Origin of the sequence: Streptomyces phaeolivaceus, assembly GCF_009184865.1 — a bacterium.
GTDB classification, from domain to species: domain Bacteria; phylum Actinomycetota; class Actinomycetes; order Streptomycetales; family Streptomycetaceae; genus Streptomyces; species Streptomyces phaeolivaceus.
Genome location: NZ_CP045096.1, coordinates 1,782,323 through 1,796,112 on the forward strand (window position 1 = coordinate 1,782,323; position 13,790 = coordinate 1,796,112).

At 72.4% G+C, this 13,790-nt stretch carries 10 protein-coding genes and 1 pseudogene; 3 read left to right on the top strand and 8 right to left on the bottom strand.

What is annotated here, in order from left to right; translation table 11 throughout:
• Positions 1–2: 2 nt before the first annotated feature.
• Entirely contained in the window at positions 3–662 is a 660-nt protein-coding gene (locus F9278_RS08445; protein WP_152167739.1) for a class I SAM-dependent methyltransferase, read from the bottom strand.
• Positions 663–799: 137 nt separating this feature from the next.
• Here F9278_RS08445 and F9278_RS48120 point away from each other — a divergent pair, with 137 nt between their 5' ends.
• Positions 800–934, top strand: a complete 135-nt coding sequence (locus F9278_RS48120; RefSeq protein WP_086785113.1) for a hypothetical protein — start codon at positions 800–802, stop codon at positions 932–934.
• Between the two features lie 54 nt (positions 935–988).
• Here the strand turns inward: F9278_RS48120 and F9278_RS08450 are convergent, their stop codons facing one another.
• Complete coding sequence (locus F9278_RS08450) at positions 989–1,759, bottom strand: dienelactone hydrolase family protein (RefSeq protein ID WP_152167740.1); 771 nt, start codon at positions 1,757–1,759, stop codon at positions 989–991.
• 236 nt (positions 1,760–1,995) lie between these two features.
• On the opposite strand from F9278_RS08450, the gene F9278_RS08455 reads away from it, so the two are divergent.
• Positions 1,996–3,072, top strand: a complete 1,077-nt coding sequence (locus F9278_RS08455) for a lytic polysaccharide monooxygenase auxiliary activity family 9 protein (RefSeq protein ID WP_152167741.1) — start codon at positions 1,996–1,998, stop codon at positions 3,070–3,072.
• A gap of 74 nt (positions 3,073–3,146) precedes the next feature.
• Here F9278_RS08455 and F9278_RS08460 read toward each other — a convergent pair whose 3' ends face one another.
• From F9278_RS08460 to F9278_RS08470, 3 genes are all read right to left on the bottom strand, one after another.
• Positions 3,147–4,016 (bottom strand): esterase/lipase family protein, encoded by an 870-nt coding sequence (locus tag F9278_RS08460; RefSeq protein WP_152167742.1) that lies wholly within the window; start codon positions 4,014–4,016, stop codon positions 3,147–3,149.
• Positions 4,017–4,322: 306 nt separating this feature from the next.
• Positions 4,323–5,291, bottom strand: a complete 969-nt coding sequence (locus F9278_RS08465) for a DNA polymerase Y family protein (protein WP_152167743.1) — start codon at positions 5,289–5,291, stop codon at positions 4,323–4,325.
• Entirely contained in the window at positions 5,288–8,854 is a 3,567-nt protein-coding gene (locus F9278_RS08470; protein WP_152167744.1) for a DNA polymerase III subunit alpha, read from the bottom strand. The genes F9278_RS08465 and F9278_RS08470 overlap by 4 nt, the downstream gene beginning before the upstream one ends.
• Positions 8,855–9,005: 151 nt before the next feature.
• On the opposite strand from F9278_RS08470, the gene F9278_RS08475 reads away from it, so the two are divergent.
• The gene (locus F9278_RS08475; protein ID WP_152167745.1) at positions 9,006–10,073 is read left to right on the top strand and encodes an ABC transporter permease; all 1,068 of its coding nucleotides are present in this window, start codon (positions 9,006–9,008) and stop codon (positions 10,071–10,073) included.
• 83 nt (positions 10,074–10,156) lie between these two features.
• Here F9278_RS08475 and F9278_RS08480 read toward each other — a convergent pair whose 3' ends face one another.
• The 3 genes and pseudogenes from F9278_RS08480 to F9278_RS08490 all read right to left on the bottom strand — a co-directional run bounded on the left by F9278_RS08480 (position 10,157) and on the right by F9278_RS08490 (position 13,718).
• Entirely contained in the window at positions 10,157–11,236 is a 1,080-nt protein-coding gene (locus F9278_RS08480; protein ID WP_152167746.1) for a S1 family peptidase, read from the bottom strand.
• Positions 11,237–11,764: 528 nt separating this feature from the next.
• Positions 11,765–12,549: pseudogene (locus tag F9278_RS08485) on the bottom strand (slipin family protein).
• A gap of 266 nt (positions 12,550–12,815) precedes the next feature.
• A complete protein-coding gene (locus F9278_RS08490; protein WP_152167747.1) occupies positions 12,816–13,718 on the bottom strand; it encodes a S1 family peptidase in 903 nt (300 codons plus the stop codon).
• Between the last annotated feature and the right edge of the window lie 72 nt (positions 13,719–13,790).

A 13,790-nucleotide genomic window follows, 5' to 3' on the forward strand; every position in this document is an offset into this window, starting at 1 on the left:
GGTCACAGCCGGGCCACCACCGCGTACCGCTCGTCCTCGACCTGCCTCCCCCACAGCGCGGGGTCGTCCGCCAGCGGCACCACCTCCGCCTCGGACACCAGCGGCGCGAGCAGCCCGTACAGCCGCTCGGCGGGTATCCCCACCGGACCGACCGTGCCCCACACCCCCTCGACCAGCACGAGCCGCCCCCCGGGCCGCAGCAGTCCGCACCAGTGGCGGAGGGCGCGGCCCGGGTCGGGCAGGGTCCACAGCACATGGCGGACGAGGATCACGTCGAACCGCTCCTCCCCCACGGGCGGTGCCGCCGCGTCGCCGACGAGGAACACGGCGGGGCGCCCGGCGAGTTTGGCGCGGGCGAGGGCGACCATGGCCGTGGAGGTGTCGATTCCGGTCACCCGGTGCCCCTGCTCGGTCGCGAGGAGTGACAGGCTGCCGGTGCCGCAGCCGAGGTCGAGCACGTCGGAGGGGCGGCGCGGCAGCCAGTCCCGCAACCGGGCCGCCCAGGCCGCCCGGACGGCGGGTTCCCGCAAACCATGATCGGGTTCCTCGTCGAAGGAGGGGGCTTCCGCGTCCCAGTCGACGGGCTCCGAAGAGTCATCTGCCGCCGGTTTATTCGGTGTTCGAGGGCCCGGGGAGGTTTCACCGTCGTCGATGTTGGTCATGCCGCCAGAGTGACACCTGCCACTGACAGTCCAGATGGTGACAGCCGCCACTGACAGAGAACGAACGATGAGTAACGCTCCCGGAACGGGTCTACCTCCGTGAGAACGCGGAACCCGGTAGACGCAAGGAGGCAGCCATGCGCCGTACGACCGTGCAGAAGCCCCTGAGGAAGTCCTCGTCCCGCCGGGTGCGGGACGAGGCCGACGAACGCCCCGTCGAGCGCCGGGAAGTGCGAAAGGACATCGCGCGCACCTGGTGGCCGGACGGCTGAGCACGCGCGCGTGACCACGAACTCCAGGGGCCGTCCGTACCGGGCGGCCCGCCGTCAGCCCCCGGGCCGCGTCAGCGCGCGGTCCAGCAACTCCAGCAGCGCGTCCCAGTGGCGTTCCGTCGCCTCGGCGTCGTACGCGGCGGTGTCGGACTGCGTGTAGCCGTGCGAGGCGCCCGCGTAGACCTCGGTGCGGTGGCGGACGCCCGCCTCGGTGAGCGTCTTGTCGAGCAGGTCGATCTGCTCCGGCGGCAGGGACGGGTCCCCGTCGGCGTGCCCGAGGTACACCTCACCGGTGATCCGGGCCGCCGCCAGGTGCGGGCTGTCCGGGTCGTCGGTCGCGAGACGCCCACCGTGGAAGCCGGCCGCGGCGGCGACCCGCTCCGGGAACTCGCCCGCGGTGTACAGCGCCAGCCGGGCGCCCATGCAGTACCCGGTGATCCCGACGGGCCCGGCGGCGGCGCGCGGGCTGTCGGCCAGCCACCCCAGGTACCCCGCCGCGTCCCGCAGCGCGAGTTCCGGTGTCAGCGTCAGCATGACCGGCAGGATCCGGTCCCACATCTGCGGACGCGCGGCCGGGTCGATGAACTCGGGGAGATCGAACACCGGGGTCCGTCCCGACCGGTAGAAGACGTTCGGTACCAGGACGGTGTACCCGGCTCCGGCCAGTCGGTCGGCCATCGCCCTCAGATGCGGCCGTATCCCGAACGCGTCCATGTAGAACAGGACCGCCGGATGCGCGGCGTCGTCGTCGGGGTGGACGAGGTAGGCGTCGGCGGTGCCGTCCTCGGTGGTGATGTCCACGGTCGTTCCGCGTACGGCGGTCATGCGCGGGTTCCCTTCTCTGCGACGGACACGAACGGCACCCAGTCTCACGCACCGAGGTAAGAATCAGATCTTCGGGCCCTGTTCTGCGGGGCGGCTTCTCAACGGGCTTTCCTCAGCCCTCGGTTAGCCCATCCTTAACGCCACCATAAGGATCGCGCGCACCCGCTCCCAGCAGGCGATTCCGCGGTTTCTTGGGGCTAGCTTGCTGATCGGCCCCGTCCCGAGGAGTGCCCGCCATGCCCGCTGCCCGCCGCAAGGCCCCCGCGTCCGCCACCGCACGGGTCGTCGGTGCGGTCGGGGCGGCCACCGCCGTCCCCCTCGCCCTGACCGCGCTCGCCGCCGGACCGGCCGCGGCGCACGGTTCGATGGGCGACCCGGTGAGCCGGGTCGCCCAGTGCTACGCGGAGGGCCCCGAGAGCCCGAGGTCGGCGGCCTGCGCGGCGGCGGTCGCGGCCGGCGGCACCCAGGCGCTCTACGACTGGAACGGCGTCAGGATCGGCGAGGCGGCCGGCCGCCACCGGCGGCTCATTCCGGACGGCGAGCTGTGCAGCGCGGGCAACGAGGCGTTCAGGGGCCTCGACCTGGCCCGCGCCGACTGGCCGACGACGAGCGTGCGCGCCGGATCGTCCACGTTCAGGTACCGGGTGACGGCCCCGCACAAGGGCACCGTCGAGGTGTACGTCACCAAGCCCGGCCACGACCCGTCCCGGCCGCTCGCCTGGGACGACCTCGACCTCGCGCACCCGGTCGCGAGGGCCACCGACCCGGCCGCGTCGGGCGGTTTCTACACGTTCTCCGGCACCCTCCCGCAGCGCTCCGGCAAGCACGTGCTGTACGCGGTCTGGCAGCGCTCGGACAGCCCGGAGGCGTTCTACTCCTGCTCGGACGTCACCTTCGGCGGCGGCAGGACGGGCGACGGCAGCGCCTCCGCGCCCTCCGAGGAGCAGATCGAGGACGGCGCCGACGAGTCGACCGTCGAGCACGGCGGCCACGGCGACGACGACCCGGACACCACGACGGACCCGACCCCGAAGACCCCGAAGGCATCGGAGAAGTCGGCGGTGAAGGACGCCGCCGGCAGGGCCTCCGCCGGCGCGTCACCGACCGCGAAGTCGACGACGGCCGACGGGTCGGGCGCGGGGAACGGCCTCGCGGAGCCCGCCGGGGGCAAGGAGGGGCTCGCCGACACCGGCGGCGACGACAGGACCGCGTATCTGGCCCTCGGCGGCGCGGCCGTTCTGGCGGCCGGGTCCTCCCTCCTCTTCGCCGCGGCCCGCCGGCGCGCGACGGCCGGCGGCCGGCACGGCCGCTGACCGGGACGGGGAACTTCCGGGGCCTGTCGGGCGGCTCAGGCCGGACAGGCCCCGGCGGAACGTACCGGCAGGTGTCAGCCGACGGCCGAGAGGCAGGTCGTCGGGGTGGCGTGGGCCGGGTCGAGGGCGTTGGTGACCTCGTGGAAGGCGATGCGGTCGAGGAGCCCGATCGCCGCGTGCTCGGAGAGGTCGAGCGCGCAGAGGTCCTGGATGACGATGTTGCGTACGTTCGGCCCGACGAGGAACTGGGACCGGTACGGCGTGACCACCTCGTCGTACTTGGTGGCGAGGACCGTGTACGTGACGCCGGGGACGGTGTCACCGCCCGCGTTGAGCTTGGTGAGGAAGGGGGAGCCCACCACCTGGTCGGCGAGGGCGGGGGTGGCGCTGGACAGCAGGTCTCCGGCGCCGGGGAAGTGGTCGAGGAGTTGGGTGAGGCCGTTCAGGGTGGTGCCGTGGTTGGAAGGGGCGATACCGACGAGGGCGTTCACCTCCGCGGCTCCGCCGAGGAACTTGAGGTAGTAGCGGGGCATCATGCCGCCCTGCGAGTGACCGACGAGGTCGGCCTCGGCGGCGCCGGTCGCGGCGAGCACCCGGTCGACGAAGGCGTCCAGCTGCTCCGCCGACTTGTCGATGGGGCCGAGCCCGTTGAAGAAGGCGACGCCGGGGAGCTGGCCGTAGTCGAGGGAGTAGACGCAGTAGCCCCGGTTCACGAGGTACGGCGCGAGGCCCAGCCAGTTGTCGACGGAGTTCGCGAACGTGCCGTGGACGAGGACGACGGGGCGGGGGTGGGCGGCGGAGGGTTTGCAGGAGTAGTCGTTCCAGCCACGGGAGGTCGCGGCGGCCGTGTCGGCGGCCTCGGCGGCGGTGGCGGGGACGACGGTCGCCGCGGCGGCCAGGCACAGGGCGGCCAGCGGTCTGATCAGGCGCTTCCAGGGCAGCATCGGGTGATCTCCTTGCGGCTCAAGGGACGTGCGACGGCGTTCGCCCTGTGATCCGGATCACGAGGATGCTGTTCTAATTCGCCAAGTTACGGGCGAGTAGAAAAAGTAGGAAGTTACGCGTCAGTAAAAACTTCAAGTGATGACCGTTGACGACCGGAAAGTACTGACACGTGACGTCGAACCGTCACCAGGCGGGCCTGAGGGGACCGTAGGGCGCGATCAATCCCAATCGCTCCCACAACACCCGTAATTCACCCGCCCTGCCGAGCGCGTCGGCCCACTCCCGGGCGCGGGCGACCCCGAGGGCTACGCGGCCAGCGCCCCCGGGATCACCGCGTGCGGGCCGAACTTCTCCCGTGCGCGGTCCGCGACCTCCTCGATACGGCGGACCTTCTCGTCGACCGGGTCGAAGGCGAGCTGATGGGAGGCCTGGTCGGCGGGGGTGAGGCCCTCGGCGCGGAGGGCGATCGCGCGGACGCGGGCGCGCTGGAGGCCGAGGGCGTCGTACAGGGAGTAGGCCGTCGCGGTGAGCGCCGGGGAGTGGGCGGTCGGCTCCTTGAGGGTGCGGGTGCGGCTGGTGGACGTGCGGTCGGCGTAGCGGACGGTGAGGGTCAGGGTGCGGCAGACCTTGTCCAGGGCGCGCAGCCGGGAGCCCAGTTCCCCGGTGCCGGCGAGCAGGGCGCGGCGGTGCCGGTCGGGGTTCAACTCGTCGAGGGGGAAGGGGTGTTCGGTGGCGAGGGAGCGGGCGGCGGCGTTGGGTACGACCCGGCTCCGGTCGACGCCGCTCGCCTTCTCGCGCAGTTCGCGGCCGGTCCGCGCGCCGACCAGGCGCTGGAGCGTGGACAGGGGCGCGCAGGCGACCGCGCCGAGGGTGTCGAGGCCGTACTCGCGCAGGGTGCGGGCGGTCGCGGTGCCGACGCCGGGCAGCGCGCCGACCGGCAGTTCGGCGAGGAAGTCGACGACCAGGTCCTCGGGCACCGCGCACGGCACACCCGGCGCCGCCGCGCCCAGCGCCAGCCGTGCCGTCAGCGGTCCGGGCCCGGCGCCGATCAGGCAGTCGACGCCGTACAGCGCGAGGGCGCGGACCCGGATCAGCCGGGCCAGTTCCTCGGCGTCCCGACCGAAGTACCGTTCGGCGCCCCGCAGATCGGCCAGCGCCCCGTCGGGCGGCAGCGCCTGGACGACCGGGGTGAAGTCCTCGACCAGCCCGAGGAGACCGGGCAGCGCGGCCTCGTACCTCGGCGGCAACTGGAAACGTACGCAGAGGATGGTCATCCCGCACTCCCTGGACTCTGGTGCCACAACTTCCGTACCTGAGAAGGACCTTGTGAGGGCTCTTCGCCCGCGGGCCGCAGATCGGCCCATGGATGCATCTCGTAGCCGGTGGGCATCCGGATCCGGCGGCCCGGGTCGCCGCGCCGCCCGCCGTCGCTGTCACCGCTCCCCGGAACACCCCCGGTGTCCAGGGGCTCCGGCTCCGCCAGCCGGGGCGCGACCGCGTCGAGGCCGCCCTCGCGCCGCAGTTCCACCAGCTCGGCGAGGTTCCAGGCCGCCGCGCCCACCACGCTGAGGCTGCGCGGGCCGCGCCGCTGCACCACCCCGCGCACCAGCAGCAGCCAGGAGTGGAAGACGGTGTGGGCGCAGGCGTCGTGGGAGTCGTCGAAGAAGGCGAGGTCGACCAGGCCGGTGCCGTCGTCGAGGGTGGTGAAGACGACCCGCTTGCCGGAGCGGATCGGCGGGGTCTGGGTCGCCGCCTTGGCGCCCGCGACCAGTACCGTCTCGCCGTGCCGCGCCTCGCGCAGCCGCCGCGCCGACACCACGCCCAGCTCGTCGAGGAACGCCCGGTGGTCGTCCATCAGATTGCGTGAGACGTCCATCGACAGCACGCCCAGCTCGGCGCTGAGCCGCTCGGCGGAGGACAGGTCCGGCAGCCCGGCCGACGCGGTCCGCCGCCCACCCGCCAAAGGCAACTGCCCACCGCCCGCACCCCGGCCGCTCCGCTGCAGCTCGGTCAAGTGCAGTTGCAGATCACGCCGGTTGGCCCCGAACGCGTCCAACGCGCCCACCTGCGCCAGCCGTCCGGCCAGCGGCCGGCTCGGCCGCGCCCGCTCCCAGAAGTCCAGCAGCGAGGCGTACGGCTGCCCGTCCACGATCCGCGCCGCCTCGGCCTCACTGATGCCATGCACATCGGAGAGCGCGAGCCGGACCCCCCACACCTTCACCTCTCCCGAACCAGAACCCGTCCCCGAACCCCTTGATTCAGACACCAGTTCGATACGGTGGGCGACCGCCGACCGGTTCACGTCCAACGGCAGGATCGGCACCCCCCGCCGCCGCGCGTCCGCCAGCAGCAGCCGCTTCGGATACATCCCGGGGTCATGGGTGAGCAGCCCCGCGTAGAACGCCGCCGGATGATGCGTCTTCAGCCACGCCGACTGGTACGTCGGCACCGCGAACGCCACCGCGTGCGCCTTGCAGAAGCCGTACGACCCGAAGGCCTCGACGATCTCCCAGGTCCGCCCGATCGTCTCGGCGTCGTACCCCTTCGCCGCCGCGTGCTGCGCGAACCAGACCCGGATCCGCCCCTGCGACTCGGGGTCGGACAGCCCGCGCCGCACCCGGTCCGCCTCGTCCCGGCCGCAGCCGGTCATCAGGTGCACGATGTCGATGATCTGCTCATGGAAGACGACCACGCCGTACGTCTCCCGCAGCGGCTCCGCCAGATCCTCGTGCGGATAGCGGATCGGCGCCCGCCCGTGCCGGGCCGCGATGAACGGCCGCACCATGTCGGCGGCGACCGGCCCCGGCCGGAAGAGGGAGATGTCGACCACGAGGTCGTGGAAGGTGGCCGGCTGGAGCCGCCCCACCAGGTCCCGCTGCCCCGGCGACTCGATCTGGAAGCAGCCCAACGTCTCGGTGGAACGGATGAGTTCGTACGTCGCCGGATCGCCGGCCCCGCGCTCGAAGTCGAGCGCGTCCAGGTCGACCCGCTCCCCCGTGGCCCGCGCCACCTCCGCCACCGCGTGCGCCATCGCCGACTGCATCCGCACGCCCAGGACGTCGAGCTTGAGCAGCCCGAGGTCCTCGACGTCGTCCTTGTCGAACTGGGACATGGGGAACCCCTCGCCGCTGGTCGGCATCACCGGCGTACGGCGGAGCAGGGACGCGTCGGAGAGGAGCACCCCGCACGGGTGCATGGCGACTCCGCGCGGGAGGGCGTCCAGCGCCTCGACCAGCTCCCACAGTCGGCCGTACTTCGCTCCTTCCCGCTGGAACTCCCCCGCCAACTGCCTGAGTTCGGGCAGCTCTTCGAGCGCCGCGCGCGCGTCCCGTGCCCTGATGTGCGGGAAGGACTTGGCGATCCGGTCGATGTCGGCGGGGTCCAGGGAGAGGGCCGCGCCCACGTCGCGGACGGCGTGCCGGACGCGGTACGTCTCCGGCATCGCGACGGTCGCCACCCGCTCGGTGCCGAACCGGGCGATGATCGCGCGGTAGACCTCCAGACGGCGCGCGGACTCCACGTCGATGTCGATGTCGGGCAGCACGACCCGGCGCCTGGACAGGAACCGCTCCATCAGCAGGCCGTGTTCGACGGGATCGGCGTGCGCGATGTCCAGGAGGTGGTTCACCAGGGAGCCCGCGCCGGAGCCGCGCGCGGCGACCCGGATGCCCATCTTCCTCACGTCGTCGACGACTTGAGCGACCGTCAGGAAGTAGGAGGCGACGCCGTGGTGGGCGATCACGTCCAGCTCCCGGTGCATCCGCTCCCAGTACGCGTGCCGGGCGCCGTAGCCGTGCCGCACCATCCCGGCCGCCGCCCGTGAGGCCAGCGCCCGCTGGGCGGTGCGGCGGCCCGCGCCGACGAGACGCGGCTCGGGGAAGTGGACGGTGCCGAGGCCGAGGTCGTCCTCCGGGTCGACCAGACACTCGGCGGCCGTGGCCCGGGTCTGCTCCAGCAGCCGGTACGCGGTGTCACGGCGGTATCCGGCGGCCTCGACCACCCGCTCGGCGACACCCAGCATGGCGTCCGCGCCCTTGAGCCAGGCCTCCCCGGAGTCCAGCTCGCCCCTGGGGTCGACGGGGACGAGCCGCCGGGCCGCGTCCAGAACGTCGGCGACCGGGCCCATCCCGGGGTCGGCGTACCGTACGGCGTTGCTGAGCACGGGCCGTACGCGCTGCTCGGCGGCGAAGCCGACGGTCCGGGCGGCCAGCCGCAGCGAGCCGGGGCCGGTGCCCTCACGGCCGTGCCACACCGCCTCCAGCCGCAGGGCGTCGCCGTACCGCTCCCGCCAGGGTCCGAGGAGTCTCGCGGCGCGGTCGGGGCGCCCGGCGGCCAGCGCGCGCCCCACGTCGGAGGCGGGGCCGAGCAGCACGGTCAGGCCCTCGGCGGCGCACTCCGCCCAGGGCAGCAGCGGTGGAGTCTCGGTCCTGCCCCCGCCCGGACCACCTCCCGCATGCGCCGCCGAAACGATTCTGCACAGCTCGGCCCAGCCGCTCGCACCCTCGCGCGCGAGGAACGTCGCCCGAGGAGTCGACTCGTCGACGAAGGCACCGCCGCGCACGGGGGCACGCCGCCGGGCCTGCCGTCCGGCGCCGGGCGCGGCGCCGGACACGAGCGCGGGCACCTCCACCGCCAGCTCCACCCCGAACAGCGGACGGATCCCGGCCCCGGCGCAGGCCTTGGCGAACCGGACCGCCCCCGCGAGGGTGTCCCGGTCGGTGAGCGCGAGGGCGTCCATGCCCCGCCCGGAGGCGCGCTCGGCCAGCCGCTCCGGATGCGAGGCCCCGTATCGGAGGGAGAACCCGGAGACGGTGCGCAGATGCGTGAACCCCGGCACACGCACCTCCCGTACTCGGTCGATCACTCGACTCGAACATCAGTTCCCAGCCTTCCCGCCTCCACCATAGACCACTTTTCGAACTTCTGTACGACAACCATTCGGCCCCGTCCCACCTGCGCAAACGCCCCCCGCCTCGGACCGTGAGGACATGACACAGACGGCCGCCCCCGGCCCCTCCCCCGCCTCCGACCCCAGGTCCTTCCTCGACGAACTCAGGGACGGGGTCACCCCCCGGGCCACCCTGCTCGTCATCGGGGTGCTCGCCCTGCAACTGCTCTTCATCGCCTCGTACGTGGGAGCGCTGCACAACCCGAAGCTCAGGGACGTGCCGTTCGGGGTGGTCGCGCCGCAGGCCGCGGTGGCCGAGCAGGCGGTGACCCGGCTGGAGCGGCTGCCGGGCGAGCCGCTGGACCCGCGGACGGTGGCCGACCGGGCGGCGGCGCGCGAGCTGATCGTGGACCGGGAGATCGACGGCGCCCTGCTGATCGACCCGGCCGGCACCACCGACACCCTGCTGGTCGCCTCCGGCGGCGGTCGCACCCTCGCCAATGCGCTGGTCACACTCGTCACCGCGCTGGAGAAGTCCGAGGGCCGCACGCTGCGGACGGTGGACGTGGCCCCGGCCGACATCGGGGACGCCAACGGGCTCACGTCCTTCTACCTGGTCGTGGGCTGGTGCGTCGGCGGCTATCTGTGCGCGTCGGCGCTGGCGATGAGCGCGGGGGCGCGGCCCACCAACATCCGGCGCGGCATCATCCGGCTGGCCGTCCTGGCGCTGTTCGCGGTGCTCGGCGGACTCGGCGGCGCGGTGATCGCCGGGCCGGTCCTGACCGCGCTGCCGGGCAGTGTGGCGGCGCTGTGGGGGCTGGGGGCGCTGGTCGTCTTCGCGGTGGGCGCGGCCACGCTGGCGCTCCAGTGCGTCTTCGGGATCGCCGGTATCGGCGTGGCCGTCCTGCTGGTGGTGATCACGGGCAACCCGAGCGCGGGCGGCGCGCTGCCGCCGCCGCTGCTGCCGCCGTTCTGGGCGGCGATCGGCCCGGCGCTGCCCCCGGGCGCGGGCGTCTGGGTGGCCCGCTCGATCGCGTACTTCGAGGGCAACGACATCACCGGCCCGCTGCTGGTGCTCTCGGCCTGGGCGGTGGCGGGGGCCGCCATCACCTTGGTGATGGCGGCCCTGAGGCGAAAGCCGGAATCCCGGCCCGCCGCCGAAGCCTGAGGTCTGAGGCCTGAGGCCTGAAGCCTGAGGCCTGAGGCCTGAAGCCTGAGGCCTGAAGCCTGAGGCCTGAAGCCTCAGACCGGTCAGCCGATCTGCGTGCCGGTCGCCGACAGTGCCTCGGTGACGGGCTGGAAGAAGGTCTCGCCGCCCGAGGTGCAGTCGCCGCTGCCGCCGGAGGTGAGGCCGATGGCCTTGTCGCCGGAGAAGAGCGAGCCGCCGCTGTCACCGGGCTCGGCGCAGACGTCGGTCTGGACGAGGCCGTTGACGATGTCGCCGTTGCCGTAGTTCACGGTGGCGTCGAGGCCGGTGACCGTGCCGCTGTGGACCTGGGTGGTCGAGCCGCTGCGGGTGACCTTCATACCGACGGTCGCCTCGGCGGCGCCGGAGATGGCCTGGGTGGAGCCGTCGTAGAGGTTGACCTCGCTGGGGTGGTCGACGTCGGCGGTGTACTTGACCAGGCCGTAGTCGTCGCCGGGGAAGCTGGAGTCCGCGTTCTCGCCGATGACCTGGCCGTCGGCCGACCATTCGGTGATGCCCTCGGTGCAGTGACCGGCCGTCAGGAAGAACGGCTCGCCGCCCTTGACCACGTTGAAGCCGAGGGAGCACCGGCCGCTGCCGCCGGTGATGGCGTCGCCGCCCGCGACGAAGGGCTTGTACTCGCCCTGGGTGCGCTTGAGTTCGGCCTTGGCGCCGAGGCCGTCCACGACCTTGGTGAGTCTCGCCAGCTCGGCCTTGGAGACGGTGCGGTCCGCGGTGACGACGACCTTGTTGGTGGTCGGGTCGGTGGCCCAGGCCGTGCCGGGGATGGTGGCGTCCGCCTTGAGGGTCGTCCGGGCGCTCTTCAGCTCGGCGAGGGAGTGCTCGACGACACGGGCCTTGGCGCCGGCCGCCTCGACGGTCTCGGCGGCGGCCTCGTCCAGCACGTTCACGACGAGGAGCTTGCTCTTCGCGTCGTAGTACGTTCCCGCCGCGTCGGCACCGAGGTCCGCGTCGAGGGTCAGGGCGAGCTTTCCGGCCGCCGCGATGGAGAGCGCTTTCGGCTCGGAGGTCGGCGCGGTCTCGCTCGCGTTCGCAGTCTGGAAGGTCACTCCTGCGGCGACCAGCGCGGCGATGCCCGCGCCCGTCATGACGGCACGGCGCCTGGGTATGCGTCGGTGCTTCAACTCACGTCCTCCTGTGGGGGGTTTGGCCGCGCGGGGCGTGGGGCCCCGGCGACCGCAATTCGTACGGCGTGGGGGGCGACCGACAAGAAGAAACGCCGCGTCCATGCCAACTGTGCGGCGCCCACTATTCCTAGGCGTGCAGGGGGCACACAAGGTCGACTTCAGGCCGGACGAGCGACCGGGGCGCACGCCCCCTATGCCGCTACCGTCCGGTAACACCCCACCTCACGCTCCCACCGGTTCGCACTGCAAACACGGCAAGCAACGGCCTCTTCAGCAACGGGTGAGGTCTAGTCCTGTCTGAAACTCGCCTATCGTGTGGGGAAATTCGGGGTGCGTTGGCGTGCGTTGGCGGGTGCGGGTGCGTGGGGCTGATCGCGCAGTTCCCCGCGCCCCTGAAGAGCCGGGGCTGCGCCCCGTGCTCTTCGGGCCGAAAAAGCAGGGGGCGCAGCCCCTGCTTTTTCAGGGGCGCGGGGAACTGCGCGATCAGCCCCCACTCACCCGCACCCGCCAACGCACCCCCACCCGCTACGGCGCCCCCGGCCCCGGCGGAGCCCCTTGCTGGGCCCGTTCCAGGAACCGCAGCAGCTCCACCGGGAACGGCAGGACGAGCGTGGAGTTCTTCTCCGCCGCCACCGCCACCACGGTCTGCAGCAACCGCAGTTGCAGCGCGGCGGGCTGCTCGGACATCTCCTTGGCCGCCTCGGCGAGCTTCTTGGAGGCCTGCGGCTCGGCGTCCGCGTTGACGACCCGCGCCCGCCGCTCCCGGTCCGCCTCGGCCTGCCGGGCCATGGACCGCTTCATGGTCTCGGGCAGCGAGACGTCCTTGATCTCGACCCGGTCGACGGTGACCCCCCACTCCACCGCCGGACTGTCGATCATCAGCTCAAACCCCTGGTTGAGCTTCTCCCGGTCGGCGAGCAGATCGTCCAGTTCGCTCTTGCCGATGATGGACCGCAGCGAGGTCTGGGCCATCTGGGAGCCGGCGAACCGGTAGTCCTCCACCCGTACGATCGCGTCCGCCGCCGAGGTCACCTTGAAGTAGACGACGGCGTCCACCCGCACGGTGACGTTGTCCCGGGTGATGCCCTCCTGCGCGGGCACCGGCACCGGCACGATGTGCATGTTGACCTTCTGGAGCCGGTCGACGAACGGCACCACCATCGTGAAGCCCGGCCCGCGCACCGTCGGCCTCAGCCGGCCGAGCCGGAAGCCCCCCGCTCGTACTGCTTCACGACCCGCGCCGCCGACATCACGTACACCGTGCCGACGGACACCAGGGCCACCCCCGCCGCCACCAGCTCCTCGACCATCACGGCCCCCAGGGTCCGAAGTGGGCGTATGAGAGGGAGTACTCCACGGGCGCGCCGAGGGAGTACCCGCGGCGGCGCACACGCGCTCGGCGCGCACTCCGCACGCCTCTCGAAGGTAACTCCGCCGCCCGAACGAGGGCGAGCCCCCGCACACATGGTGTGTGGGGGCTCGCCTGCTACCAGCCGCAGCTGGGTGGGGTCCGGCGCCGGGGGGAAGTGCGCCGGCCCCGTTCGGCCTGTTGACGTGTACGTGTATCGCCCAGCGCCTAGTAGACGCTGACCCCGTACGCGCTCAGGGCCTCGGTGACCGGCTGGAAGAAGGTCGTGCCACCGGAGGTGCAGTTGCCGCTGCCTCCGGAGGTGAGACCGTACGCCACGCCGTTGCTGCCGTAGAGCGGGCCGCCGGAGTCGCCGGGCTCGGCACAGACCGTGGTCTGGATCATGCCGTAGACGATGTCGCCGCCACCGTAGTTCACGGTCGCGTTGAGAGCGGTCACGCGTCCGGTACGGGTACCGGTGGTGGAGCCGGTGCGGATGACATTGGTGCCCACGCTCGGAGTGGCGGCGCTGGTGATGTCGACGCTGCCCGCGGTGCCGTCCTTGGCGATGGTGGTGTTGCTGTAGCGCACGAGGCCGTAGTCGTTGGTCGGGAAGCTCGACCCGGCGGTCGGGCCGAGGACCGTGGTGCGGCCGGAGTTGGAGTACCAGGTGCCCGCGCCGTCGGTGCAGTGACCGGCGGTCACGAAGTAGTACGTGCTCCCGCTGCGAACGTTGAAGCCCAGCGAGCAGCGCCAGCTGGTCGCGTAGATGGCGTCGCCGCCCTTGATCAGCTTGTTGAACTTGCCCGGGGTCCGCTTGATCGTCAGAGCGTCGGCGTTCTCGCCCGCCGCCTCCTTGATCTGCGCCAGCTCGCCCTGGGAGACGGTGCTGTCGATGGTGACGACGACCTTGTCCGTCGCCGGGTCGATCGCCCAGGCGGTGCCCGGGATATCGGCCTTGAGCACCGATGAGCTGGCGCTCTTGAGCTCGGAGGCGCTGAACGTCTGGGTGCCTGCCGCGTTGGCGGTGGGGACCGTGACGGCGGCCGCGGCCGCGAGTCCGGCGGTCACGGCGATCAGCCGGGTCCGTCTCGCTATACCGCTGCGGGGGGTGGTGCGCTTGATCCTCACTAGTCGTTCCCTCCAAAGGGAAGTCGGGGGCCCGCGTGGGGTCGGGGCCCGTGAGGCGCAGATCAGGGACAT